The sequence below is a fragment of the Exiguobacterium artemiae genome (assembly GCF_033342815.1).
GTDB classification, from domain to species: Bacteria; Bacillota; Bacilli; order Exiguobacteriales; family Exiguobacteriaceae; genus Exiguobacterium_A; species Exiguobacterium_A artemiae_A.
The window spans coordinates 321269-342693 of the sequence record NZ_JAWPEN010000001.1; the positions used below are offsets into that span (position 1 = coordinate 321269).

Here is a 21425-nt window from a genome sequence, read left to right on the forward strand (position 1 = left end):
TTATAACGTGTTTTCACATACTAAAAAAGCCTACTCACTCAAGTAGACTTTAAAACATTTGGTAACCGCTCTTACGCAGGAAGCGAATTGACATTCCGGCGATGATGATTCCGGCAAGACCGGCAACGAACATCGTGATGTCTGCTGTCTGCAGACCCATGATGCGTTCCCCTAGTTTCGGAATCGCTTCACGCGCATTCGTGAAATAATCCAGTGTCGACTGATTATCAATCATCATGATGATGATAACCGGATACAGGACAAGCATGATCCACGTACTGCGTAACAACATGTTTAAGATAAAACCGATACTAAAGAACATGACGAGATACAGAACACTCCCGATCACGGCTTGAATGATATGCATAATGTTCCCCCTTTGAATCTCTTTTAGTATAACCGACAAAAAAGGCAAATGCACGAGTGTACATTTGCCTAAAACGTGAACTTAGAATTTACCTTTTTTGATGGCAAGACCAATCTTTTTAAGCTCAAGGAAATGTTTGTTGTCGATGACTTTTTTCATGAATGATGCATTACGGCCATAAATCTTCTTACCGAAGACCATTCCGATTCCATCTTTATGACCAAGTGAAGCGACAGTTCCTTTGTTTTCGTATGTGAATGTCGATGTTTGACGTCCACCGATGAGTGCTGCAATGTTTTCAGCCACTTTGTGTGCCTGTTGTGTTGCGATTTGTGCTGTCGGCGGGTATGGACGGTTTGAAGCTGGATCCATAACAGCGGAACAGTCACCAATCATGAAGACATTTTCATGTCCAGGAACGCGGAGGTCTTCTTCGACGACAACACGGTTACGCATTGCTTCAAAACCAGATGCTGCAACAACAGGGTTACCGCTGACGCCGCCTGTCCAGATGATTGTGTTCGCTTCGATTGTTTCTGTTGTATCCCCTTGGAGCGGTCCGAATGTAACGCTGCCCGGTCCACATTCCTTGATGCCGTTACCGAGTTTGAACTCGATGCCTTGGCGCTCAAGCCATTTGTGTGCGTAGTTTACGAGATCTGCATCGAATCCAGGAAGAACAGTCGGTGCAGCTTCGATGTTGACGACACGAACGAGTTCGCGCGGGATGTCATATTGTTTGCACAGTTCAGGAATCCGGTTGACGAGCTCACCCATGAACTCGATACCCGTGAACCCAGCGCCACCGACGACGATCGTCAAGAGTGAACGGTTGGTTGAACCAGTCGTTTTGTACTCTGCGAATGAGTAGTCGATGTGCTCTTTGATTTTACGGACACTGTTCAATGAACTGATTGTTAGAGCGTTCTCTTTCAATCCTTTGATGCCGAATGTTTCAGGAACTCCACCGAGTGCCACGACGACATAATCGTAAGGGACTGTTCCACCGTCGACGAGCTTCACTGTGTTGCTTGCTGTATCGACTTTTTCGACGATTCCTTTAACAAGCTTGACGCGTGAAGGGTTGATGACATCGTTGATATAGATACGTGCTTGTTCAGCAGACATCGTACCTGCTGCTGGTTCATGTAGCCACGTTGTTTGGTAATGGTAATCGTGCTTGTTGATTAATGTGATGTTAGCTTGGTCGACGCCAAGTTTCTTTTGAAGGTTGACTGCTGTGATCAATCCACCGTAGCCGGCTCCAAGAATAACAATGTTTGGTGTGTTCATGTTCTGATACCCCTTACGCATAATAGTTTTGTTGTGATTTTCTTCACATTCAATTGCAGATAAATGCTCAAAAACTTTGTTCAAATAATGTTCACACGTCTATACGTTTATTGAACCATTTTCTATCATAGATTGCAAAGGGAAATTATGCAAACCCAAAAAAATGTGAGATGTCCCGTACTTGCAACATCGAACCCTACTTCCTATATAATAGAGGTATCCAATTTTAGGAGGGACTCAGATGCACCAACCATATGATGTCACGATTATCGGGGGCGGTCCGGTCGGGCTGTTCACCGCGTTTTACTCAGGCATGCGTCAAATGAAGACGAAAGTCATCGAAAGTCTGCCGCAACTCGGCGGACAGTTAGCGACGCTCTATCCTGAAAAATATATATACGATATTGCCGGCTTCCCGAAAGTCAAAGCCCAGGACCTGGTCGATCGTTTGCTGGAACAGGCAAATGAATTCGATCCGACGTATGTGCTCGGCGAAACCGTTCTTGCATATGAACGTCTCGATGATGGACTGATCCGTCTTGTCACGAATAAGGGGGAACATTATACAAAAACCGTCATCCTGACAGCCGGGAACGGTTCATTTGCTGCCCGTCCCCTCGGTGTCGCGGACGCAGAACGATTTGAAGGAAGTAACTTACATTACTTCGTCAACGAGATGGACCGCTTCAAAGATCGCCAGGTCGTCCTGCTCGGCGGTGGTGATTCCGCAGTCGACTGGTCGCTGATGCTCGAGCCGATCGCGAAATCCGTCACACTCGTTCACCGACGCGATAAATTCCGCGCCCATGAGCATACGGTCGAATTGTTGCATAACTCGTCCGTCAATGTCATGACACCTTATACCCTTGAATCCGTCACCGGAGAAGACAGTATCGAGACGTTGACATTCAAACATGCCGAAACGGATGAAGTGATTGTCGTCGGTGCCGATGATGTCGTCTGTAACTTCGGTTTCGTCTCGTCACTCGGACCGCTCAAAGAGTGGGAAGTCGAATTCGAACGGAATTCCATCCGTGTCAACTCGAAGATGGAAACCGCGATTCCCGGCGTATTTGCCTGCGGCGACATCGCGACGTATGACGGTCGTGTCAAATTGATTGCGACCGGTTTCGGAGAAGCACCGATTGCCGTCAACCAGGCGAAGTTGCTTGTTGATCCATCGGCCCGCCATCCGCAGCACTCAACAAGTCTATTCGAAAAAGTGAAAAATCATTAAGTGATTACGAACAACAGCGTCCCCTCGATTTCGGAAATCGAAGGGACGCTGTTTTTTCAGCTTATGCGTGGGATACGGAATCGAGTGTAATTCGGTACGTCCACTCACTCAGCTGTTTCCCGCCACGCTCGATGGATTGTTCGGAAACGAGTCGTCCGCCGAAACGTTCGTAAAAATGACGGGACGGGTTATCTGCCAGCACGCTTACCATGCAAGACGGGAAACCTTTTCGCCTGAGATTTTCCAACACGTGATCAAACAACCGTTTACCGGTTCCTTGCCCCTGATGGCTTTTCAACAGATAGAGCGCGTACAGCTCCCCCTCTGTCGCATCATTTCCCCTGTTTGGTCCACCGTTCGCAAAACCAACGATTTCGTTTGTCTGATCAAGCGCCACGAAAACAGGACCTTATGCCAGACTTTTCCGCCAACCCGGTTCCCGCTTCTCCGCAGATAACTGATCGAGATACGCATCCGGAATAATCGTCCGATATGTTTCCCGCCAGGATGCGATATGAATCCGGGCAATCGCAGCAGCGTCTTCAAGCACTGCTGTGCGAATTAAAACAGGCGTCCTCATAATGAAATGATGAAGCGACGCGTCTTGCGTCCATTGCGAACAGTCGGATCGATTTCCTGACCACCGTTCGCTACAATGACTCGGCACGATGCGACATTATCGACCCCACACGTCAGTAATACTTGCTCGAGTCCCCGCTGTCGTGCTTCCTCGAGTGCGAGCCGAAGCCCAGTCGTCGCATATCCTTTTTTGCGCTCGGACGGTCGGATGCCGTATCCGATATGCCCGCCGTACAACTTCAAATTCTCCGTCAAGTCATGCCGGAAGTTCAACGCACCGACGATCCGTTGTCCGTCGACCATCCAGTACGTTGAATGCGTAACACGTCCCGGGCTCACTTCCGTTTCCTCCGCTTCTTGCTCAGAGAAATAGGTTGCGAGCGGTTCGTACGTATCTCCGACAACTTCCGGTACGATTGTTTCTCCCGATTCTCGCCAGTCTTCTAAAAAGGCACGGTATTCTTCTTCCCATGCGACCGTTGGTTTCATCAATTGCATCATTTGTGGTTCCGGACCTCCTCTTCAATCAAACGGTCAAGCCAGTCATCAACATGTTGGAAGATATATCCCGCTTGTTTGGCTGCCGTCGTATCCATATAGAAATCGTGATCCGGTGCAAGCGGTGACGGCTCTTCGCCTGTCGTCTCAAACCGTGACGTCGTTCCTGCCACGTGATCAATCTTATCCATTAAGTCCTGAATCGATAATACGCCGTCACTCGCGGCATTAATTGGTCCTGTCATCGTCGAACGGCCGCACCACTCGAGGAAAGCTGCCGCTTCATAACTCGAGATATATCCCATCTTCGCATACAGATTTTCAGCGATGACCGGTTGATCGGCTAATGCCCGTTTGACATGAAAGACTAGCCGCTCCGTGTAATCATCCGGTCCGAGGACAACCGGGAAACGGACGGCAATGACCGGGAAAGTCGCCCGCTGGAAGAAATAACTTTCCGCCTGACGTTTTCCTTCGCCGTAATCATGTTCTTTTTCGAGATCATATTTCCCGGGAAACGGATTATAGGACCGCTCGGAAATGTTTGTCCCGCCCTGCTCATAGACCGACATCGTCGACGTCAGAATGTAACGCCCGACTTTTCCTTCGAATGCATCGACCGCAAGCTTCGCCTGGTACGGATTAAAACAGATATTGTCATAGATGATATCCCAGTTTTGACTTCCAAGATCCTTCATTGTACTGCTTGATGTCCGGTCCCCTTTAAAAAATGTCAAGCCCTTCGCGACAGGCGGCGTATGTTCCCCACGCGTGACAATCGTCACATCATCCCCCGATTCCGCGAGCCGTAATGCCAACCGTCGACCAAAGTAGCGTGTTCCACCGAAAATCAGTACCTTTCGCATCGATAGTCCTCCCTCATCATAGCGTGCTAACGTTCCTGTTAGTCCTTCTCCATCTCCATTGAAAAGTCCTGTCAATCGCTCGTGAAAACAAAAAAATCGCAGACGGTAATCGTCTGCGATACAAGTCATTTGATTAACAGCCGCCCGGTGTGCCGGCATTCGTAGCCGTCCGGAACGACGTCCCGCAGCCGCATGTCGCGATTGCATTTGGATTCGTAATCGTGAATCCGCCTCCGAGCATGGATTGTTTATAATCTACTTCCAGTCCTTTAACGACCGGATAATCTTTTTGATCAACGATGACTTTGACCCCGTGTTGCTCAAAAGTCAAGTCCGTCTCTTTTTCACTGTCAAACCCCATGCCGTAGGAGAGACCACTGCATCCGCCGCCTTGGACGAGCATGCGCAGATTTTGTTCATCGTCCGGCGCCTGCAACATCATTTCTTTGACTTGGAGTGCGGCCGCTTCTGTTAAATGAATCATGTCATCACCTTCCCTTTTTTATCAGTATACGCAATTTTAAGGGGAATCGAAACCTAGTTGCTTGAAACAATCTTGAATTCGTTGTATAAATAAGTTGTATTTAAAAAAATTAAATCGTTCCATCTTCAGGGCAGGGTGAAATTCCCGACCGGCGGTAAACAGGCGATTCGCCTGAAGCCCGCGAGCGAATAGGGCGCTATTTGCTGATTCTGTGTAACTCAGGAGCCGACAGTATAGTCTGGATGGGAGAAGATGGCGGCATGTTTCTTTCTTGAACCGATTTTTGCAAAAATCGTTCAGGCTTAGTTTACTGCGGACTTCTCCCCTATCGAATACTTCGATGGGGGTTTATTTTGAACGCAGACATGCCAATACTTCATCGAGAGGAACGAGCAAAAGGAGATTATACTCGTATGAAACGCACACAAAAAATGGTCACATTATCCATGTTAGGTTCAATTTCATTTGTTCTTATGCTACTGAATTTCCCGCTTCCGTTTTTACCGAACTATTTGAAGATCGATTTCAGTGATGTTCCTGCTTTGATCGCCGCTATCATGTTCTCACCGGTCGCCGGCGTCATCGTCGAAGCACTCAAAAACGTTCTGTACTACATCTTCCGCGGAAGTGGTGTTCCGGTCGGTGAGCTTGCCAACTTCGCAGCTGGCGTTGCCTTCATTCTTCCGGTCAGTTGGTTCTATCATAAAAAGAAATCGACAAAAGGTCTCGCAACCGGTCTTGTCGCAGGTACAATCACGATGGCACTCGGTCTTGCCATCCTCAACTATATCTTGATTCTTCCAGCGTACGCTTGGTTCTTCGGTATGGACTACATGCTTGACCCTGCCGTCAAGTGGACGACGATTACAGCCGGTATCTTACCGTTTAACATCATCAAGGCGATTTTCATCTCAGCACTCTTCATCCCGCTGTTCCTGAAACTGAAGCCATGGATGACACGTCGTCAACAAACTGTCTAAGTCCGAAGCCGCGCCCGCTGACAGACACAAATCCCCGGTCTCTTTTGAGACACGGGGATTTTTTTTAAAGCTCGTTTTCTTCAATCTTTAAATAAATCTTTTCGAGCAACTCTTCCGGTGTTTCGCCGACAACCGTTTCTCCGTCGACGAGACAGAAATGGTCAAGCGAACAGATTCCGCAATAACCGAGACAACCGTATTCGACGACATCGACATTCGGGTCCCGTTCGAGTTGTTGCATGACGACTTGGGTCCCTGTCGCTAAGTTACTGATACAAAATTCAATAATCGGATTCACTTTTTTTCCTCCTTCAGGCAGGAATTATCTTTCCTCATGTCGTATTATACAAGGTCAGACTGATTTAGGGGAACTAAGGGGGATTTTAAGTTATGAAGCAACTGGTTGTTTTAGGTGGCGGATATGGTGGCATGCGGATTTGTGAACGATTCAAGGATGAAGATGTCGCTGTGACGCTCGTCGATCGTTTACCGTACCACGCGTTAAAAACAGAATACTATGCACTTGCTGCCGGAACGTTATCGGACCGGGATGTCCGGATTGCGTTTCCGGAAGGGGAACATCTCTCATATAAGTATGGACATGTCGTAAAGATTTCACCGGAGACGAACTCCGTTCATCTGCAAGACGGAACGGAATTGTTTTATGATGATTTGATCATCGCCTTAGGTTGTGAAGATAAATACCATAACATACCGGGGGCACAAGAGTTTACTTACAGCATTCAGACACTCGAAGAGTCACGGAAAACACAACAGGCGATTTGCGGACTTTCACCCGGTGCGATCGTCTCCATCGTCGGAGCCGGATTATCCGGTGTCGAACTCGCGAGCGAGTTGCACGAAAGCCGGAAAGACTTAAAAATCCGCTTATTCGACCGGGGACCGTCCGTTCTATCCTTCCTCTCGGATAAAGTTTCGACGTACGTCCAGGAGTGGTTCGAGGAGCATGACGTCGAAGTCATCAATAACTCGAACGTCACTTTCGTCACGGCGGATGATGTTCAAAACGGGAATGACGCTTATCCGTCGAACTTAACGATTTGGACAGCTGGTACGCAACCGGTTAAAGTTGTCCGTGATCTTGGTTTTGAAGCCGACAGCGGCGGACGGATCAAGCTAACGGAACACCACCACGTGCCAGAACATGAAAATGTGTTCGTCATCGGGGATTGTGCCAGTCTCCCGTATGCACCAAGCGGTCAACTCGCCGAACATCAGGCGGACCAGGTCGTCGATGTCCTGCAGGCAAAATGGGCCGGCAAGAAATTACCGAAACTGCCGGAAATCAAGTTACGCGGGATGCTCGGATCACTCGGAAAGTCAGACGGCTTCGGCATCGTCATGGGGAAACAGGCGTTGACGGGGAAAGTTCCACGTCTTCTGAAGTCCGGTGTGCTCTGGAAACATAAAAAGATTAAATAAGAAAAACGGCGCCGGTCATTCCGGGGCCGTTTTTTCAAGTCTTCTGTCAATTGCCTGCGTGATTTTTTTCAATTGGACGTACCCTTCATCGACCATCTCACCGTCAAGCAGAACAAGCGGATAAAAATAAACATCGTCCTGAAGAGCCGTAATCCATTCGTCTTCGATCGGTGCTGCTTCGAAATCAACGTATTTAAACGTCAATGCCGTCTCGTACTTCCGTCCGAGAACGGCCTGCAGCCAACTGTATGTCTCCTCTGAACTTGGTGCCCCAACACAACTCGGACACGTCTGTGCCGCCCCATATACCTTGATTTCCATCTGTTGTCCCCCCTATTTGTTACACTTCTTTTTTAGTATACAAGTTTTCCAGATTGAGAACATTTTTCAACCCTGTTACAATGATTCTATAAGAAAGGATGTGTTTACGCATGGAAATGTTTGATCAAGTAAACGAAGTACTCGAAAAATTGCGTCCGTTCCTTCTTCGTGACGGAGGAGACGTTGAACTCGTAGATGTAGAAGATGGTATCGTCAAACTCCGTTTGATGGGAGCTTGCGGCAGCTGCCCAAGTTCAACAATCACACTGAAAGCTGGTATCGAACGTGCCCTGCTTGAAGAAGTAGCCGGCGTCGTTGAAGTCGAACAAGTTTTCTAATGAAGTAAAATCCCCACTGACATCCGTCAATGGGGATTTTTTTGTTTACAGAATCCATTCTGCCAACGTATCGACCATGTAGGTCGGTTGGGCATCCTGTCCTTGAATGAAGACCGGTGTATGAACGCCGGAATTGACATGCATCGTCCGGATACCGCCGTTGATCCCGAATAAAATGTCGGTATGGTAATTATCCCCGACCATGATGAGATCTTCTTTCGCAAGACCAATCATCTCAGCCGCAATATTGACCATAACCGGTTCCGGTTTCCCGATATAAAACGGTTCTTTTTCCGTCGTCACGCGTAACACGGATGTCAATGCCCCGTTCCCCGGCAAGAAGCCGCGTTCTGTCGGAATCGCAATATCTCCGTTCGTCGAGATAAAACGGGCGCCGGCCCGAATCGCGAGAGCTCCGATTGCTAACTTTTCATACGTAATCTGACGGTCAAGACCGATGACGACATAATCGGCATGCTCATCTGCAATGACCTGCAGTCCCTGACCTTCGAGCGCATCAATCAATCCGCCTTCTCCGATGGCATAGACTTTTGCACCCGGATCGAGTTCTGCGATGTAGCGACCTGTCGCCATCGCACTGGTTAAGACATGTTCTGCGTTCGAGTGAACACCCATGCCGCGTAATTTCTCAGCGACGGCTTCTGCTGTCATTGAAGCATTATTCGTGACGAACAGATACGGTACGCCTTCTTCCTGCAACCGGTTGACGAAATCAACCGCTTCTTTGACGGGTTCTGTCCCGTTATACATCGTACCGTCTAAATCAAATAAATAGCCTTTTGCTTTCATGCTGACTCACTCCTCATTTGGTAAAAATGCCGAGACGGGTCCGAGTTCTGTCTCTAAATAATGTCGGACCGCGTCCGGAAAACGACGTAATTGTGTTTCTTCCTCAAACAGAACGTTGCGGATTTCCGCTGTACTTGATGTCGTAAATTCACGGACGATTTGTGTCCGGAGTGCCACGATCCGCTTTAAGCTCGTCGCAAGTGACGCGTCGACGACCCGCTCATCTTCTAAAATCATGACGATATCTTCATAACTTCCCGGATCGCGCATGATGAAACCATCAATCATACTGTTTCCGATGTCGATGATGCTTTCAATTACCAAAAATCCAATCCGTTCCCACGCCAATGAAACCGTCAAAGCGTCCCCCGTTAACTCTTTACTTTGACGTAATGCCGTTTCCAAACAAACCACGGTTTGTTCAATCTTTTCACGATTCACAAAATACATCTTCCATTCCCCCTCACACCCTTCATTTTAGCTCTATCGGCGAAACATGAAAAGCAGAAAGGCTGTTTGCATCACATTGCGCAATGTGTTATCCTCAATTTAGATTTTTACGAAAATAGTATGTCACATTAGGTGACTTGGAGGTTATTCATAGATGGAACGCGAATTAGCACTAGAAATCGTCCGAGCAACAGAAGCAGCTGCACTGGCATCCGCCAAATGGATTGGCCGGGGGAAGAAAAATGAAGCCGATGATGCGGCAACAACAGCCATGCGCGAAGTCTTGAACACCGTCAACATGGCGGGAACGGTCGTCATCGGTGAAGGCGAACTCGACGAAGCACCGATGTTATTCATCGGCGAAAAAGTCGGTACGACAAGCGGTCCTATCGTCGATATCGCCGTCGATCCGCTCGAAGGAACGAACATCGTGGCAAAAGGTCTTGGCAATGCTATGGTCGTCATCGCGGTTGCTGACCAGGGAGCATTGTTGCACGCACCGGATATGTATATGGATAAACTGACAGTCGGACCAAACTTAAAAGGACATGTCTCACTGGACGATCCGCTTGAAGTCATCATTCAAAAAGCAGCGGAACTGAATCAGAAACGGATTGAAGACGTCACGGTCATCATGCAGGACCGTCCGCGCCATGATCACTTCCGGGAAGCGGCAATGCGTGTCGGCGCACGTGTCCGTCTGTTTGAAGACGGCGATGTATCAGCCGGAATCGCCCCGCTCTCCCCATCAACGGGCATCGATATCTTCATTGGAACAGGTGGAGCACCGGAAGGCGTCATTACGGCAGCTGCCGTCAAAGCAATGGGCGGCGACATGCAGGCCCGTCTGCACCCAATGAACGAGGAAGAAACAGCACGCGTCATCCGGATGGGGCTTGCGGATCCGCTGCAATTGTTGACACTCGATGACTTGATTAAAAGTGACGACTGCATCTTCGCAGCAACCGGCGTGACGACAGGTGAGATGCTCGACGGCGTCCGTTTCCTGACGGATGATATCGTCGAGACGACATCGCTCGTCATGCGTTCTAAAACACGGACGATCCGGAAAGTCATCGCTGAACACAGCCTGTCACGTAAACCGTACTTGCAAAAGGTTCCCCAAACCCTTTAATCTAAGCAGAGATGAAGGAAATGAGGGAACTGACAGATGATGCAAGAACGCGATTTTTTATATGATGACGTCGAACAGACAAAAACCCGATTCGTTTGCTGGATTGGTGAGACGAGCCGGTTTGATTTAGCAATCACTCATTCCGAACATTTTTTTGGAAAGATTCTAGTGTTGAATCTCTTATCCAACCGGTTTGCCATCATCGGTCCGGATGACTTTGATGAACCCGGCTATATCGCTCATGCCTTTAATCTTGAGGATGAAGCGGCGGATGAACTTGAAGGATACTTACGCGACTATATCGGATTGTAAGCAAAAAAAACAGCCAATTCCCGAAGGGAGTTGGCTGTTTTACTGTTACAGTAACCGGTCGTTACGCTCGTTGAGTGTGTTTGGACCGCTAAAGACATTCGTATTGTCGGATTCATCATGGGCTTTACGTTCCGAATGTTGATCCGCTTCATCGCCGACGAGTAAGACGAATTGTCCCTCTTCCGCTGCTTTGTTGGCACGGTTGACATCATCTTTCGTTAATCCACTCGCTTCGAGGACATCGCTGTGTGAAGAAGATCCGTTGCTGTCTTTTTTAAAGATCCCTTTGATCTCCTGCCACAGATTCATATGTTCTTCCTGCGACAGACGTGTTGATGTTTGATGATTGTTCAAATCGGCCAATTCCTCGATCTGTTCCAGATCATATCGATCATGAGCAACGACTTTCAAATCTGTTGATACAACACCTGCGACACGTAAATCATGAACAGCACTGACAACTTCTGGTACAGACTTGTAAATCCCGACGATTCTCATGGATAGTTCCCCCTATAGGTGCGTGATACTATGTTATTAGCCGAAATCACCCAATCAGAAACGTCTTTTCAGATGTCATTTTGATTACTGTTCTTCTTTCGTCTCTTCTTTCGCTGCTGAAAACTTCCGTTTCAGTTTTAACGTATTCGCCGAAGATCCGTCGAAGCGAGGTGGTGCTTCTTCTCCTTCTACGAATTCCATCCGTTTGACGATAAAATAGGCACAGCCGAAATTGCAATACTCGTACAAATAATCCGCCACGTGGGAGATTTTTGTATCGAAGGTTGCTTTTTCGTGATTGTCCTCATAAAAACCGCGGAGCCGCAACTGTCCGTGCCCCCAGTCTCCGACGATATAATCATATTTCTCGAGAACATCACTGAAACGTCCGATGAACGCTTCTTCGTTGAATCCTTCTCGTTTTTCTTCCACGATTTCATATCTTTCACGATTGACTTGTATCATTTTTCCACCCCCTGCTTCTTTTATCTTACCATAATCATACTTGAAAACGAATCGTCAGACAGCAGAAAACCGTCCTCGCACGTGGCGTGGACGGTCTGTCGGTATCAATCAATCGGTAAAGCAGCCTTATTTTTTTTCGCAGCGTTGACCTGTTCGTCGGCATGATATGACGAACGGACGAGCGGACCGGCTTCGCAATGTGAAAAGCCTTTTCCGAGCGCAATCTGCTTGAGTTCGGCAAACTCTTGTGGTGTGTAGTACTTGATGACATCCAAGTGTTTTTTCGTTGGTTGCAGGTATTGCCCGATCGTCATGATGTCGACGTCATTGGCACGCAAATCGTCCATCGTCTGGAGAATTTCTTCCCATGTCTCCCCAAGACCTAACATCAGACTTGATTTCGTCGGAATTTCAGGAGCCAGTTCTTTTGAACGGCGCAGGAATTCGAGTGTCCGGTCGTATGTCGCTTTCGCCCGGACGGTTGGTGTCAGACGGCGAACGGTCTCGATGTTATGGTTCATGATGTCCGGCTTGGCTTTGATCAGCGTCTGTAACGCCTCGAAGTTCCCACCCATGTCGGACGGTAAGACTTCAATCGATGTTTCCGGGTTCATGCGACGGACTTCCCGTACCGTCTCTGCATATACCCCTGCCCCGAAATCATTTAAGTCATCACGTGCAACCGCTGTGATGACGGCATGCTTCAGATTCATCAGACGAACGGATTCCGCTACGCGTTTCGGTTCTTCTAAGTCAAGTTCATTTGGACGTCCTGTCGTCACGGCACAAAAACGGCATGCCCGTGTACAGATGCTTCCAAGAATCATGAATGTCGCCGTCCGGCGCACCGCCCAACACTCGTGAATGTTTGGACATTTGGCTTCCTCACATACCGTGTGAAGCTTTTTTTCACGCATCATACTTTTGAGTTCTGTGTAAGTCTCGTTCGTGTTCAGCTTGATCTTCAGCCATTCTGGTTTACGTTGTATTTCTCCGCGTCCCATGAATCGGTTTCCCCCTTTATCCGTAAAAAACTGACCTGATTTCTGTTACAGTATAACAAATATTCAGTGTTTGCGGATGGGTAATTCACCAAATTCTGACTTCTCCGATAGGCGATCAAAGAGCAGATCTCGTAACAATTCCGGCATGAAATATTCTTTCGGCATTTCTTTGATATCCGGAAATAAAGGACCAAATGTAAACATATCCGGAAGGACCACGGTGTAATGTTTTGCATCATCGAGATGTTGACGGTTTCCGGCATAATGCATCTTGCCCATCAGTTTCCCCCGGAAACCGAGTCCGCGGACTTTTAGCTGTTCAAAGCGGTCGGTATCGACTTCGGCGATGAATTGTTTTAATTCGCTTCCGGTCATCGTCACCTTACACGGATTGATCGGATGAGGACAAAGCCGGTGTAAATCGTAAGACGAGACCGGTCCCGGGGACAAGGAACCGAGGAGCATGCCGGCCGGCACACAAGCGAGGTCTGCCTGACACCAATCGCGCATCGTGTCAGCGAGCAGTTGCGTGAACGGCGATGGATTAAACCAGTCATTCGCTAGACCTGATGTCCGGCCAATCGGTTGTTTCATCTGACGTTCTGCCAGATACTGCTCCTTATCGAGCAAGACAGCTGTTGCTTCGTCCGCCGAATAGGACTCAAGCGGATGGAGAACCGCTTCTTTTTCGCCTGTATCCGTATTCAGATAAATCTCGCCCGCATACTGTCCGTGTTTTCCTGCCTGGGCAATCAGTACACCGTTCCGGACGACGCCGTCATCGAGAACGTGATGCGTATGCGATCCGATGATCAAGTCCAGTTCCGGGAAACGTTCCGCCAAGTCTTCATCCTGATAAAAACCAAGATGACTCAGACAAATCAGCACATCGACCTGATCCCGCAACGCTTCGATTTCGCGGGCCGCTGCTTCGAACGGATTTTCAATCGACCAACCGAGTAAATCATATAATTCATAATACGGCGCCGTCAGTCCAAAAATACCGACTTTCCCCGTCGGTAATTCCTGAATCATACCGGCTTTGGCGAATGGAGCCGACAAGTTCGAGACAAGCACCGGGAACGTCGCATCGCTGTATAGTTCCGCCAACCAGTCATGCGGAAACGTAATGCCCTCATTGTTTCCGATCGTGACAGCCGTCGGGGACAGTTCATTTAATAGATGCGTATTGATTTTACCTTGCGTCGCTTCCGTTGCTGGTGCAACCCGGTCGGCATGGTCTCCCAAGTCAAAGACAAGGGAGTCATATGTCCGGTGTTCTTTCATAAACGACATATAGCGAGGCCACATATCAAAGTGTGAATGCAGATCGTTATAATGAATGACGTGTAACTTCACGCTTAAGCCTCCTCCAGGTATTAAAACAGTGAAATTTGCCGGGGTGCGAGCGATTCATAATCGAGACCTAAAATCTCGATGAGACGTTTCGCATTCGGTACGGCATCCCCTGCCGAGTTGTTATTAAAGAAAACATACACGTCTTTTGCCTGTTCGGCAAGTGAACGGATATGTAAAGCCAACTCTTGTAATTCTTCTTCTGAATAACGGTATAGACACCGGACCTTCCGCCAGTCCTCGCTGCTTTGTCCGGGCTTCTTCAGCCAACCGGCGACGTTCCGGCCATGCAGACGCACAAATGCCGTCTCCTGTGTGACGACCGGGACGAACGGCACCGATCCGTCTTCCGTCTGCGGCTCATCACAAATCGTATGAATGAACTGATGCTCGGCTAAGAACCGGAGCGTTCGTTCCTGATAGGCTTCCGAATACCAGGACGGATTCCGAAACTCGATTGCGACAGGGAGGCCGGCAAGCGACTTCCGGATCGTCTTAAGATATTCAAGGTGTACTTTGCTGACGTTGAACCAGGGCGGCAGTTGGACGAGAATCGCGGCAATCTTGCCACTTTGCCGCATCGGTTCGATCGAGGCGAGATACTGTTCAAAGATGGGACCAAGCGGATCCTTGTTTTCCCGGTCATGACCGCTCATCGCCCGGTGGACCTTGACGATGAACCGGAAGGCATCCGGTGTTTCCGCGACCCATTTTTGGTAGTTGCGTTCCGGTTGAATCGCATAGTACGTTGAATCGACCTCGACTGCCGGAAAATGGCCCGCGTAGGCAGCGAGCTTCTCTTTCCGGTCCTGTGGTGTCGGGTAGAGGCTGTCATGGTCGCCCCAACCGGTCACGCCGACATAAATCATCCTTCCCCCTCCTCATCTGTGTGTGCTGCATATTTTTTATCATAGCATAGCGGAATCGGGAATTTCTTCTTCAAGACTCTTCTCGGAAAACACGCGAGTTCTTTATATAAAAAACAAGCAATTCCTTCCTACTCCTTCAAAAATAAGGAGAAAAAGACTGCTTGTTTCATGGATTCATTAATGATTATAAAGAGTCGGTTCGCATCCGTTCATATGTCAAGGCGATGCAACCGGAAGCAAAGGTCAGTTGATCTACGAGCTGTAACGACAACGATTGCTCAAACAGTGGAAATATCCGTTTCCCTCCGCCGAGTAAGACGGGATAGATGACGATATGATAACAGTCCACCAAATCCAACCGGATGGCTTCCGCGGCAAGGGTCGCCCCGCCGATCGCAATCTGTTTACCTGATGTCTGCTTTAATGCCGCGAGTTCCTCGGCAAGCGTCCGGGTCGCAAGACGGGCATTGCCCTCGACGGCCGTCAACGTTTGCGAGAAGACGACTTTTTCAAGGGCCTGCCATGTTTTGGCATACTCGACGATGATCGGATCCGTGTCCGTTTGATCGGCTGTCTCCCAGTACTGCATCATCTCGTACAAACGACGTCCATAGATATGGGTATCGAATTCCGTCTCGTAGTCATTAAAATACTGATGCAACTCAGCATCCGGTGACGCAAAGGCGATGCTGCCCGACGCATCCTCGATGTAGCCGTCGAGCGAGACTTGAAAGGAATAGACGATATCACGCATGATGACTCCCTCCTTTTTCAATCCTTTACCCGCTTTTACCTGTATACAAAAAACTCTCTCATCCAAAGATGAGAGAGTTGAAACATTATCCGATTGAACCTTCCATCTCAAACTTGATGAGACGGTTCATTTCGACCGCATATTCCATCGGCAATTCTTTTGTGAACGGCTCGATGAAGCCCATGACGATCATTTCAGTTGCTTCTTCTTGTGAAATCCCGCGGCTCATTAGGTAGAACAATTGCTCTTCTGAGACCTTCGATACTTTCGCTTCGTGCTCAAGCGAAATGTTATCGTTGAGAATTTCATTGTAAGGAATCGTATCTGATGTCGACTGGTTGTCCATGATCAACGTGTCACATTCGATGTTCGAACGTGCGCCGGTTGCTTTACGACCAAAGTGGACAATCCCACGGTACGTTACTTTACCACCGTGTTTCGAAATCGATTTCGAAACAATCGTTGACGACGTATTTGGTGCGAGGTGAATCATTTTCGCGCCTGCGTCCTGGTGTTGTCCTTTACCAGCGATGGCGATTGATAATGTCATACCGCGTGAGCCTTCACCTTTTAAGATGACGGCCGGGTATTTCATCGTCAATTTCGAACCGATGTTACCATCAACCCATTCCATCGTTGCGCCGGCTTCACAGATCGCACGTTTCGTAACGAGGTTGTAGACGTTGTTTGCCCAGTTTTGGATCGTCGTGTAACGGCAGTACGCGTTTTTGTTGATGAAGATCTCAACGACCGCCGAGTGAAGCGAGTTCGTTGTGTAGACCGGTGCCGTACATCCTTCGACGTAATGCACCGATGCTTCTTCGTCAACGATGATCAACGTCCGCTCGAATTGACCCATGTTTTCCGAGTTGATCCGGAAATAGGCTTGAAGCGGCGTATCCATCTTGACGCCTTTTGGTACATAGATGAACGATCCACCTGACCAAACCGCTGTATTGAGGGCAGCGAATTTGTTGTCAGTCGGCGGGATCAATTTACCGAAGTACTCACGGAATAAATCTTCGTTTTCTTTCAGTGCTGTATCTGTATCTTTGAAGACGATCCCTTGATCTTCCAGTTCACTCTTCATGTTATGATAAACGACTTCTGATTCGTACTGTGCCGAAACACCTGCAAGGTATTTTTGCTCAGCTTCTGGGATTCCGAGTTTATCAAACGTGCGTTTGATTTCTTCCGGTACTTCATCCCAAGATTTTTCAGCACGTTCTGACGGCTTGACGTAGTACGTGATGTCATCAAAACGAAGATCTGATAAATCGCCGCCCCATGCCGGCATTGATTGTTCGTTGAAAATCTTAAGTGATTTCAGACGGAAATCAAGCATCCATTGCGGTTCTTCCTTCATTTTAGAAATCGTCTCGACGACTTCAGTCGTCAAGCCGCGTCCAGAACGGAAGATCGAGATATCGCGATCGTGGAAACCATATTTATAATCGCCAATTTCAGGCATGTTCTTAGCCATGTTCGTTTCCTCCTCTTACTTACTGACCGAAGTTACTTCCCTTCTTCGACGCCACGTTCGAGCGCCTTCCAGGCAAGTGTCGCACACTTGATTCGCGCCGGGAATTTTGTCACACCAGACAGTGCTTCGGCATCCCCGAGATCAAATTTCTCATCGTCGTAGTCTTTTCCTTGAACCATCTCGGAAAAGACGTTGGCGAGTTGTAATGCTTCTTCGACTGTTTTTCCTTTGACGGCCTGTGTCATCATCGACGCAGACGCCATACTGATGGAACATCCTTCACCATCGAACTTCGCATCTTTGACGATATCGTCTTCGATGGCGAGTTGCAGACGGATTGTGTCGCCACATGTCGGATTGTTCATATCGATTGTCACACCACCGTCAATCGCACCACGATTGCGGGGCGTTTTATAGTGGTCCATGATCACTTGACGGTACAAGTGATCGAGATTGTTAAAATCCATGACTGAAATACTCCTTCGTTTGGCGAAGTCCTGTCACTAATGCGTCTACTTCTTCCTTTGTATTATACAGGTAGAAGCTGGCTCGTGCCGTAGAACTGGCTCCAAGCCAGCGCATCAGCGGTTGCGCGCAGTGGTGACCGGCACGGACTGCGATTCCTTGCATATCGAGAACCGTCGCGACATCATGCGCGTGGACATCACCGAGATTAAAGGTGACAAGACCAACACGTTCTTCCGGACCGTAAATCGTCAGTCCTTCGATGTCACGCATTTGTGCCATCGCATACTGAGCGAGCTCACGTTCGTGGGCTTCGATGTTACTGAGTCCGACTTGTTCCAAGAAATCAATCGCTGCCGATAAGCCGACTGCACCTGCAATGATCGGTGTTCCTGCTTCGAACCGGTACGGAGAAGGTTTGAACGTCGACTCTTCAAGTCCGACGTAATCAATCATCTCACCGCCGAATTCAACCGGCTCCATCGCATTGAGCAATGCTTTTTTACCGTACAGGACACCGATGCCGGTCGGTCCGCACATCTTGTGGGCGGAAAACGCGAGGAAATCACAATCGAGATCCGTAACGTCAATCTGCTGATGCGGCGCGCTTTGCGCTGCATCGACGACCATGACGGCACCGGCAGCATGGGCAAGTTGCGTGACTTCTTTAATCGGATTGATAGTTCCAAGGACGTTCGAAACGTGGGCCATTGCCACAATCTTCGTCCGATCCGAAATTTGTTCTTTGACCGCTTCAATCGTTACACGACCGTCTGCCGTCAAATCCACATATTTCAGTTTCGCTTTTTTCTTTTTTGCGACCTGTTGCCACGGAATGAGATTCGCATGGTGTTCGAGGTACGTGACGACAATCTCGTCCCCTTCTTCCACATGCTCCATGCCGTAACTTGAGGCGACGATATTGATCGCTGTCGTCGTGCCGCGGGTAAAGATAATCTCTTCATGGTGTTGCGCCTTGATGAAACGACGTACGTTCTCACGCGCACCTTCGTACGCATCCGTCGCTCGTGTTCCGAGCGTATGGACGCCACGGTGCACATTCGAATGAACCGTCTTGTAGTAGTTCTCAATCGCCTCAATGACGACGAGCGGCTTTTGTGACGAAGCCGCACTATCTAAATAGACGAGTTTCCGGTCATTAACCTGTTGGTCAAGAATCGGAAACTGATTGCGGATGGATGCATCGATTCCCATATTAGTTTACTTTCCCTTCGATCACTTGCACGAGGCGTTCTTTAACAGAGTCAATCGCGAGTTCCGAAACAACCGGTTGTAAGAAACCGTGAACGACGAGGCGTTCTGCTTCTTTGCGTGAAAGACCACGGCTCATCAAGTAGTAGAGTTGAAGTTCATCGACACGACCGACAGATGCCGCGTGTCCTGCCATGACATCATCTTCGTCAATCAAGAGGATCGGGTTTGCGTCTCCCCGTGCCTTTTCAGACAACATGAGAACACGTTCCGTTTGAACACCGTTTGATTTTGAAGCGCCATGGTGAATCATTGATGTTCCGTTAAAGATCGATGTCGCTGAATCTTTCTGAACACCGTGAATCAAGATGAAACCTTCCGAACCTTTACCAAAATGGTCTGTCCGGACGTTGAAGTTTTGTTTTTGATCGCCACGACCAACCGTTACGGCTTTCGTGTCCGAGAACGAATCATTACCGACCAGGTGTGTTTTCGTTTCCGTGATCGTATGTCCGTCATTCATGTGACCAAGTGCCCATTCGAGCTTCGCGCCTTGTTTGACGACACCGCGACGGTTCATATACGTCACAGCACCTTTCGCAAGCGTATCAACGCCTCCGAAAAGAACTTTCGCATTGTCTTCGACGAAAACTTCTGTCACGACGTTGACGTTATGTGCTTCTTCGCCGTAAGAGACGAAGTTTTCGATATACGTCAGTTCACTGTCAGCATCTGCGATGATGATCGCGTGGTGGTACAACGCACCGCCTGTTTGTTCCAGCGTATAAATCGCCTGCATCGGAACAGTCAACTTCAAGCCTTTTGGTACGTATAGGAATGTACCTCCGTTCATGAGTGCTGCGTTGAGTGCTGCGAGACGATCTTCGTTGACGTTGACGCCTTCTGTCATGAAGTATTTCTCGACGAGCTCCGGATGATGCTTCATTGCGTCTTCAAGCGTCGTAAAGATGACGCCGTTCGTCGCTTCGCTGTTTTGCGCGTGGACGAGTTGTCCGTTACGCGTGATCAGCATATGGTCACGGTTTTCACCGATCAACGATTCGATATCCGGTGTCAAACCAGTTACCGTTTCGAGATCTGCTGTACCTTCTGTGAAGTTCCAGCCACCGATTTTAATTTTTTCTACTTTTGGCAATGCGAGCGTCGGGGCAAGATCAAGTGCATCTTGACGCTTGGTAATCATCCAAGCCGGTTCCCCTAAGCGAGTCGCACGTTCTGCCACTGCCTCGCGATTTACGGCAAGATTCAGTTCTACAGTCATCATGCTTCCTCCCTCGTCTTACGCTTTTGTTTCGATTTCGACTTCTTCGATGCCGAGTTCTTTTTTAACCCAGTCATAACCTTCTGCTTCGAGACGGTGAGCAAGTTCTTTACCACCAGACATGACGATTTTTCCGCCCATCATGATGTGGATGAAGTCAGGCTCGATATAGTTCAAGAGACGTTGATAGTGCGTGATGATCAAGCAGCCGAATTCAGGTGAACGCATTTCGTTCACACCTTTTGCGACAACTTTAAGCGCATCGATATCAAGACCTGAATCGATTTCGTCAAGGATTGCGATAGCTGGTTTCAGCATCGTCATTTGGAGAATTTCATTCCGTTTCTTCTCTCCGCCCGAGAAACCTTCGTTGAGGTAACGGTGTGCCATTTCGCCTGGCATTTCGAGAAGACCCATTTGCGCGTCGAGTTGACGGATGAATTTCATGAGTGAGATTTCATCGCCTTCTTCGCGGCGTGAGTTGATGGCTGAACGCAGGAAGTCTGAGTTCGTCACACCACTGATTTCGCTTGGGTATTGCATTGCAAGGAACATACCTGCTTGCGCACGTTCGTTGACTTCCATTTCGAGGACGTCTTCGCCGTCGAGTGTGACTGATCCTGATGTCACTTCATACGTCGGGTGACCCATCAATGCAGATGCGAGTGTTGATTTACCAGTCCCGTTTGGTCCCATGACCGCGTGGATTTCGCCGCCTTTGATTTCTAAGTTGACGCCTTTCAAGATTTCTTTGCCGTCGATTGCAACGTGTAAATCTTCAATCTTTAAGTGTGAAGCCTTCATGTAGAATCCCTCCATCTATTCATTTCGTGTCTGACGATTCAGTTCACGAGAGTTACTAATTTAGTATCATTCTAATCTTAATGAATCATACCACATTATTCAAGCGTCATCGCTCATGGT

The 21425-nt window shown here is 48.5% G+C and carries 28 protein-coding genes and 1 riboswitch; of the genes, 6 read left to right on the top strand and 22 right to left on the bottom strand.

From position 1 onward, the window contains the following. Positions 1 to 49 precede the first annotated feature (49 nt). Both R7V76_RS01555 and R7V76_RS01560 read right to left on the bottom strand, forming a co-directional pair. Positions 50 to 367: a YuiB family protein gene (locus R7V76_RS01555; protein WP_318091033.1), complete on the bottom strand. Its 318-nt coding sequence runs from the start codon at positions 365 to 367 to the stop codon at positions 50 to 52. Between the two features lie 81 nt (positions 368 to 448). After that, positions 449 to 1660: an NAD(P)/FAD-dependent oxidoreductase gene (locus R7V76_RS01560; protein WP_214852971.1), complete on the bottom strand. Its 1212-nt coding sequence runs from the start codon at positions 1658 to 1660 to the stop codon at positions 449 to 451. Positions 1661 to 1901: 241 nt separating this feature from the next. Between R7V76_RS01560 and R7V76_RS01565 the strand changes: the two genes are divergently transcribed. After that, complete coding sequence (locus R7V76_RS01565) at positions 1902 to 2897, top strand: NAD(P)/FAD-dependent oxidoreductase (RefSeq protein WP_012371181.1); 996 nt, start codon at positions 1902 to 1904, stop codon at positions 2895 to 2897. A gap of 61 nt (positions 2898 to 2958) precedes the next feature. Here R7V76_RS01565 and R7V76_RS01570 read toward each other — a convergent pair whose 3' ends face one another. From R7V76_RS01570 to R7V76_RS01590, 5 genes are all read right to left on the bottom strand, one after another. Continuing rightward, positions 2959 to 3294: a GNAT family N-acetyltransferase gene (locus R7V76_RS01570; RefSeq protein ID WP_318091034.1), complete on the bottom strand. Its 336-nt coding sequence runs from the start codon at positions 3292 to 3294 to the stop codon at positions 2959 to 2961. A gap of 12 nt (positions 3295 to 3306) precedes the next feature. Continuing rightward, positions 3307 to 3477, bottom strand: a complete 171-nt coding sequence (locus R7V76_RS01575) for a hypothetical protein (protein ID WP_318091035.1) — start codon at positions 3475 to 3477, stop codon at positions 3307 to 3309. Then, entirely contained in the window at positions 3474 to 3977 is a 504-nt protein-coding gene (locus tag R7V76_RS01580) for a GNAT family N-acetyltransferase (protein ID WP_318091036.1), read from the bottom strand. The genes R7V76_RS01575 and R7V76_RS01580 overlap by 4 nt, the downstream gene beginning before the upstream one ends. Next, the gene (locus R7V76_RS01585) at positions 3974 to 4840 is read right to left on the bottom strand and encodes an NAD-dependent epimerase/dehydratase family protein (protein WP_318091037.1); all 867 of its coding nucleotides are present in this window, start codon (positions 4838 to 4840) and stop codon (positions 3974 to 3976) included. Before R7V76_RS01585 ends, R7V76_RS01580 begins: the two co-directional genes overlap by 4 nt. Before the next feature lie 133 nt (positions 4841 to 4973). Beyond that, on the bottom strand, positions 4974 to 5324 hold the full coding sequence (locus R7V76_RS01590; protein ID WP_012371185.1) for a HesB/IscA family protein: 351 nt from the start codon (positions 5322 to 5324) through the stop codon (positions 4974 to 4976). Between the two features lie 117 nt (positions 5325 to 5441). Beyond that, positions 5442 to 5582, top strand: a riboswitch (FMN riboswitch). Between the two features lie 155 nt (positions 5583 to 5737). On the opposite strand from R7V76_RS01590, the gene R7V76_RS01595 reads away from it, so the two are divergent. Next, entirely contained in the window at positions 5738 to 6304 is a 567-nt protein-coding gene (locus tag R7V76_RS01595; protein WP_318091038.1) for an ECF transporter S component, read from the top strand. Positions 6305 to 6368: 64 nt separating this feature from the next. Here R7V76_RS01595 and R7V76_RS01600 read toward each other — a convergent pair whose 3' ends face one another. Further along, positions 6369 to 6602, bottom strand: a complete 234-nt coding sequence (locus R7V76_RS01600) for a YuzB family protein (protein ID WP_114595170.1) — start codon at positions 6600 to 6602, stop codon at positions 6369 to 6371. A gap of 92 nt (positions 6603 to 6694) precedes the next feature. Between R7V76_RS01600 and R7V76_RS01605 the strand changes: the two genes are divergently transcribed. Then, complete coding sequence (locus R7V76_RS01605; RefSeq protein ID WP_318091039.1) at positions 6695 to 7747, top strand: NAD(P)/FAD-dependent oxidoreductase; 1053 nt, start codon at positions 6695 to 6697, stop codon at positions 7745 to 7747. 15 nt (positions 7748 to 7762) lie between these two features. Here the strand turns inward: R7V76_RS01605 and R7V76_RS01610 are convergent, their stop codons facing one another. Then, positions 7763 to 8068, bottom strand: a complete 306-nt coding sequence (locus tag R7V76_RS01610) for a DUF1462 family protein (RefSeq protein WP_318091040.1) — start codon at positions 8066 to 8068, stop codon at positions 7763 to 7765. Positions 8069 to 8178: 110 nt separating this feature from the next. Here R7V76_RS01610 and R7V76_RS01615 point away from each other — a divergent pair, with 110 nt between their 5' ends. Beyond that, complete coding sequence (locus R7V76_RS01615; protein WP_012371190.1) at positions 8179 to 8406, top strand: NifU family protein; 228 nt, start codon at positions 8179 to 8181, stop codon at positions 8404 to 8406. A gap of 45 nt (positions 8407 to 8451) precedes the next feature. Here R7V76_RS01615 and R7V76_RS01620 read toward each other — a convergent pair whose 3' ends face one another. Both R7V76_RS01620 and R7V76_RS01625 read right to left on the bottom strand, forming a co-directional pair. Further along, a complete protein-coding gene (locus R7V76_RS01620) occupies positions 8452 to 9216 on the bottom strand; it encodes a TIGR01457 family HAD-type hydrolase (protein WP_318091041.1) in 765 nt (254 codons plus the stop codon). 6 nt (positions 9217 to 9222) lie between these two features. Further along, the gene (locus R7V76_RS01625; RefSeq protein ID WP_318091042.1) at positions 9223 to 9666 is read right to left on the bottom strand and encodes a DUF86 domain-containing protein; all 444 of its coding nucleotides are present in this window, start codon (positions 9664 to 9666) and stop codon (positions 9223 to 9225) included. A 154-nt stretch (positions 9667 to 9820) separates the two neighbouring features. Between R7V76_RS01625 and glpX the strand changes: the two genes are divergently transcribed. Continuing rightward, positions 9821 to 10801: a class II fructose-bisphosphatase gene (glpX, locus tag R7V76_RS01630; RefSeq protein ID WP_012371193.1), complete on the top strand. Its 981-nt coding sequence runs from the start codon at positions 9821 to 9823 to the stop codon at positions 10799 to 10801. Positions 10802 to 10837: 36 nt separating this feature from the next. Then, positions 10838 to 11113: a DUF3055 domain-containing protein gene (locus R7V76_RS01635; protein WP_318091043.1), complete on the top strand. Its 276-nt coding sequence runs from the start codon at positions 10838 to 10840 to the stop codon at positions 11111 to 11113. A gap of 45 nt (positions 11114 to 11158) precedes the next feature. Here the strand turns inward: R7V76_RS01635 and R7V76_RS01640 are convergent, their stop codons facing one another. The 11 genes from R7V76_RS01640 to sufC all read right to left on the bottom strand — a co-directional run bounded on the left by R7V76_RS01640 (position 11159) and on the right by sufC (position 21305). Then, positions 11159 to 11611, bottom strand: coding sequence for a general stress protein (locus tag R7V76_RS01640; RefSeq protein ID WP_318091044.1), 453 nt, complete (start codon positions 11609 to 11611; stop codon positions 11159 to 11161). An 84-nt stretch (positions 11612 to 11695) separates the two neighbouring features. Beyond that, positions 11696 to 12076 carry a YutD family protein gene (locus R7V76_RS01645; protein WP_114595166.1) on the bottom strand — a complete coding sequence of 127 codons (381 nt, stop codon included), beginning with the start codon at positions 12074 to 12076 and terminating at the stop codon, positions 11696 to 11698. Positions 12077 to 12180: 104 nt separating this feature from the next. After that, on the bottom strand, positions 12181 to 13080 hold the full coding sequence (lipA, locus tag R7V76_RS01650; protein WP_318091045.1) for a lipoyl synthase: 900 nt from the start codon (positions 13078 to 13080) through the stop codon (positions 12181 to 12183). A gap of 63 nt (positions 13081 to 13143) precedes the next feature. Then, entirely contained in the window at positions 13144 to 14439 is a 1296-nt protein-coding gene (locus R7V76_RS01655) for a bifunctional metallophosphatase/5'-nucleotidase (RefSeq protein ID WP_318091046.1), read from the bottom strand. 20 nt (positions 14440 to 14459) lie between these two features. Continuing rightward, positions 14460 to 15305 carry a DUF72 domain-containing protein gene (locus tag R7V76_RS01660; RefSeq protein WP_318091047.1) on the bottom strand — a complete coding sequence of 282 codons (846 nt, stop codon included), beginning with the start codon at positions 15303 to 15305 and terminating at the stop codon, positions 14460 to 14462. A gap of 184 nt (positions 15306 to 15489) precedes the next feature. Next, entirely contained in the window at positions 15490 to 16059 is a 570-nt protein-coding gene (locus tag R7V76_RS01665; protein ID WP_318091048.1) for a dihydrofolate reductase family protein, read from the bottom strand. 85 nt (positions 16060 to 16144) lie between these two features. After that, a complete protein-coding gene (gene sufB / locus R7V76_RS01670) occupies positions 16145 to 17542 on the bottom strand; it encodes a Fe-S cluster assembly protein SufB (RefSeq protein ID WP_012371200.1) in 1398 nt (465 codons plus the stop codon). A gap of 32 nt (positions 17543 to 17574) precedes the next feature. Continuing rightward, the gene (gene sufU, locus R7V76_RS01675) at positions 17575 to 18009 is read right to left on the bottom strand and encodes a Fe-S cluster assembly sulfur transfer protein SufU (RefSeq protein WP_012371201.1); all 435 of its coding nucleotides are present in this window, start codon (positions 18007 to 18009) and stop codon (positions 17575 to 17577) included. After that, positions 17999 to 19222 carry a cysteine desulfurase gene (locus tag R7V76_RS01680; RefSeq protein WP_012371202.1) on the bottom strand — a complete coding sequence of 408 codons (1224 nt, stop codon included), beginning with the start codon at positions 19220 to 19222 and terminating at the stop codon, positions 17999 to 18001. Before R7V76_RS01680 ends, sufU begins: the two co-directional genes overlap by 11 nt. 1 nt (position 19223) lies before the next feature. Beyond that, entirely contained in the window at positions 19224 to 20501 is a 1278-nt protein-coding gene (gene sufD, locus R7V76_RS01685) for a Fe-S cluster assembly protein SufD (RefSeq protein WP_318091049.1), read from the bottom strand. An 18-nt stretch (positions 20502 to 20519) separates the two neighbouring features. Continuing rightward, complete coding sequence (gene sufC, locus R7V76_RS01690) at positions 20520 to 21305, bottom strand: Fe-S cluster assembly ATPase SufC (RefSeq protein ID WP_012371204.1); 786 nt, start codon at positions 21303 to 21305, stop codon at positions 20520 to 20522. Between the last annotated feature and the right edge of the window lie 120 nt (positions 21306 to 21425).

Excerpts from the sequence above, each read along its gene's own strand:
- R7V76_RS01620 (WP_318091041.1), bottom strand. The coding sequence starts at position 9,216 with ATGAAAGCAAAAGGCTATTTATTTGATTTAGACGGTACGATGTATAAC.
- sufC (WP_012371204.1), bottom strand. The coding sequence starts at position 21,305 with ATGAAGGCTTCACACTTAAAGATTGAAGATTTACACGTTGCAATCGAC.
- R7V76_RS01645 (WP_114595166.1), bottom strand. The coding sequence starts at position 12,076 with ATGATACAAGTCAATCGTGAAAGATATGAAATCGTGGAAGAAAAACGA.
- R7V76_RS01565 (WP_012371181.1), top strand. The coding sequence starts at position 1,902 with ATGCACCAACCATATGATGTCACGATTATCGGGGGCGGTCCGGTCGGG.
- R7V76_RS01605 (WP_318091039.1), top strand. The coding sequence starts at position 6,695 with ATGAAGCAACTGGTTGTTTTAGGTGGCGGATATGGTGGCATGCGGATT.
- R7V76_RS01580 (WP_318091036.1), bottom strand. The coding sequence starts at position 3,977 with ATGATGCAATTGATGAAACCAACGGTCGCATGGGAAGAAGAATACCGT.
- R7V76_RS01610 (WP_318091040.1), bottom strand. The coding sequence starts at position 8,068 with ATGGAAATCAAGGTATATGGGGCGGCACAGACGTGTCCGAGTTGTGTT.
- R7V76_RS01680 (WP_012371202.1), bottom strand. The coding sequence starts at position 19,222 with ATGGGAATCGATGCATCCATCCGCAATCAGTTTCCGATTCTTGACCAA.
- sufU (WP_012371201.1), bottom strand. The coding sequence starts at position 18,009 with ATGGATTTTAACAATCTCGATCACTTGTACCGTCAAGTGATCATGGAC.
- R7V76_RS01665 (WP_318091048.1), bottom strand. The coding sequence starts at position 16,059 with ATGCGTGATATCGTCTATTCCTTTCAAGTCTCGCTCGACGGCTACATC.
- R7V76_RS01595 (WP_318091038.1), top strand. The coding sequence starts at position 5,738 with ATGAAACGCACACAAAAAATGGTCACATTATCCATGTTAGGTTCAATT.
- glpX (WP_012371193.1), top strand. The coding sequence starts at position 9,821 with ATGGAACGCGAATTAGCACTAGAAATCGTCCGAGCAACAGAAGCAGCT.
- lipA (WP_318091045.1), bottom strand. The coding sequence starts at position 13,080 with ATGGGACGCGGAGAAATACAACGTAAACCAGAATGGCTGAAGATCAAG.
- sufD (WP_318091049.1), bottom strand. The coding sequence starts at position 20,501 with ATGACTGTAGAACTGAATCTTGCCGTAAATCGCGAGGCAGTGGCAGAA.
- R7V76_RS01585 (WP_318091037.1), bottom strand. The coding sequence starts at position 4,840 with ATGCGAAAGGTACTGATTTTCGGTGGAACACGCTACTTTGGTCGACGG.
- sufB (WP_012371200.1), bottom strand. The coding sequence starts at position 17,542 with ATGGCTAAGAACATGCCTGAAATTGGCGATTATAAATATGGTTTCCAC.
- R7V76_RS01555 (WP_318091033.1), bottom strand. The coding sequence starts at position 367 with ATGCATATCATTCAAGCCGTGATCGGGAGTGTTCTGTATCTCGTCATG.
- R7V76_RS01625 (WP_318091042.1), bottom strand. The coding sequence starts at position 9,666 with ATGTATTTTGTGAATCGTGAAAAGATTGAACAAACCGTGGTTTGTTTG.
- R7V76_RS01590 (WP_012371185.1), bottom strand. The coding sequence starts at position 5,324 with ATGATTCATTTAACAGAAGCGGCCGCACTCCAAGTCAAAGAAATGATG.
- R7V76_RS01560 (WP_214852971.1), bottom strand. The coding sequence starts at position 1,660 with ATGAACACACCAAACATTGTTATTCTTGGAGCCGGCTACGGTGGATTG.
- R7V76_RS01660 (WP_318091047.1), bottom strand. The coding sequence starts at position 15,305 with ATGATTTATGTCGGCGTGACCGGTTGGGGCGACCATGACAGCCTCTAC.
- R7V76_RS01640 (WP_318091044.1), bottom strand. The coding sequence starts at position 11,611 with ATGAGAATCGTCGGGATTTACAAGTCTGTACCAGAAGTTGTCAGTGCT.
- R7V76_RS01575 (WP_318091035.1), bottom strand. The coding sequence starts at position 3,477 with ATGAGGACGCCTGTTTTAATTCGCACAGCAGTGCTTGAAGACGCTGCT.
- R7V76_RS01615 (WP_012371190.1), top strand. The coding sequence starts at position 8,179 with ATGGAAATGTTTGATCAAGTAAACGAAGTACTCGAAAAATTGCGTCCG.
- R7V76_RS01635 (WP_318091043.1), top strand. The coding sequence starts at position 10,838 with ATGATGCAAGAACGCGATTTTTTATATGATGACGTCGAACAGACAAAA.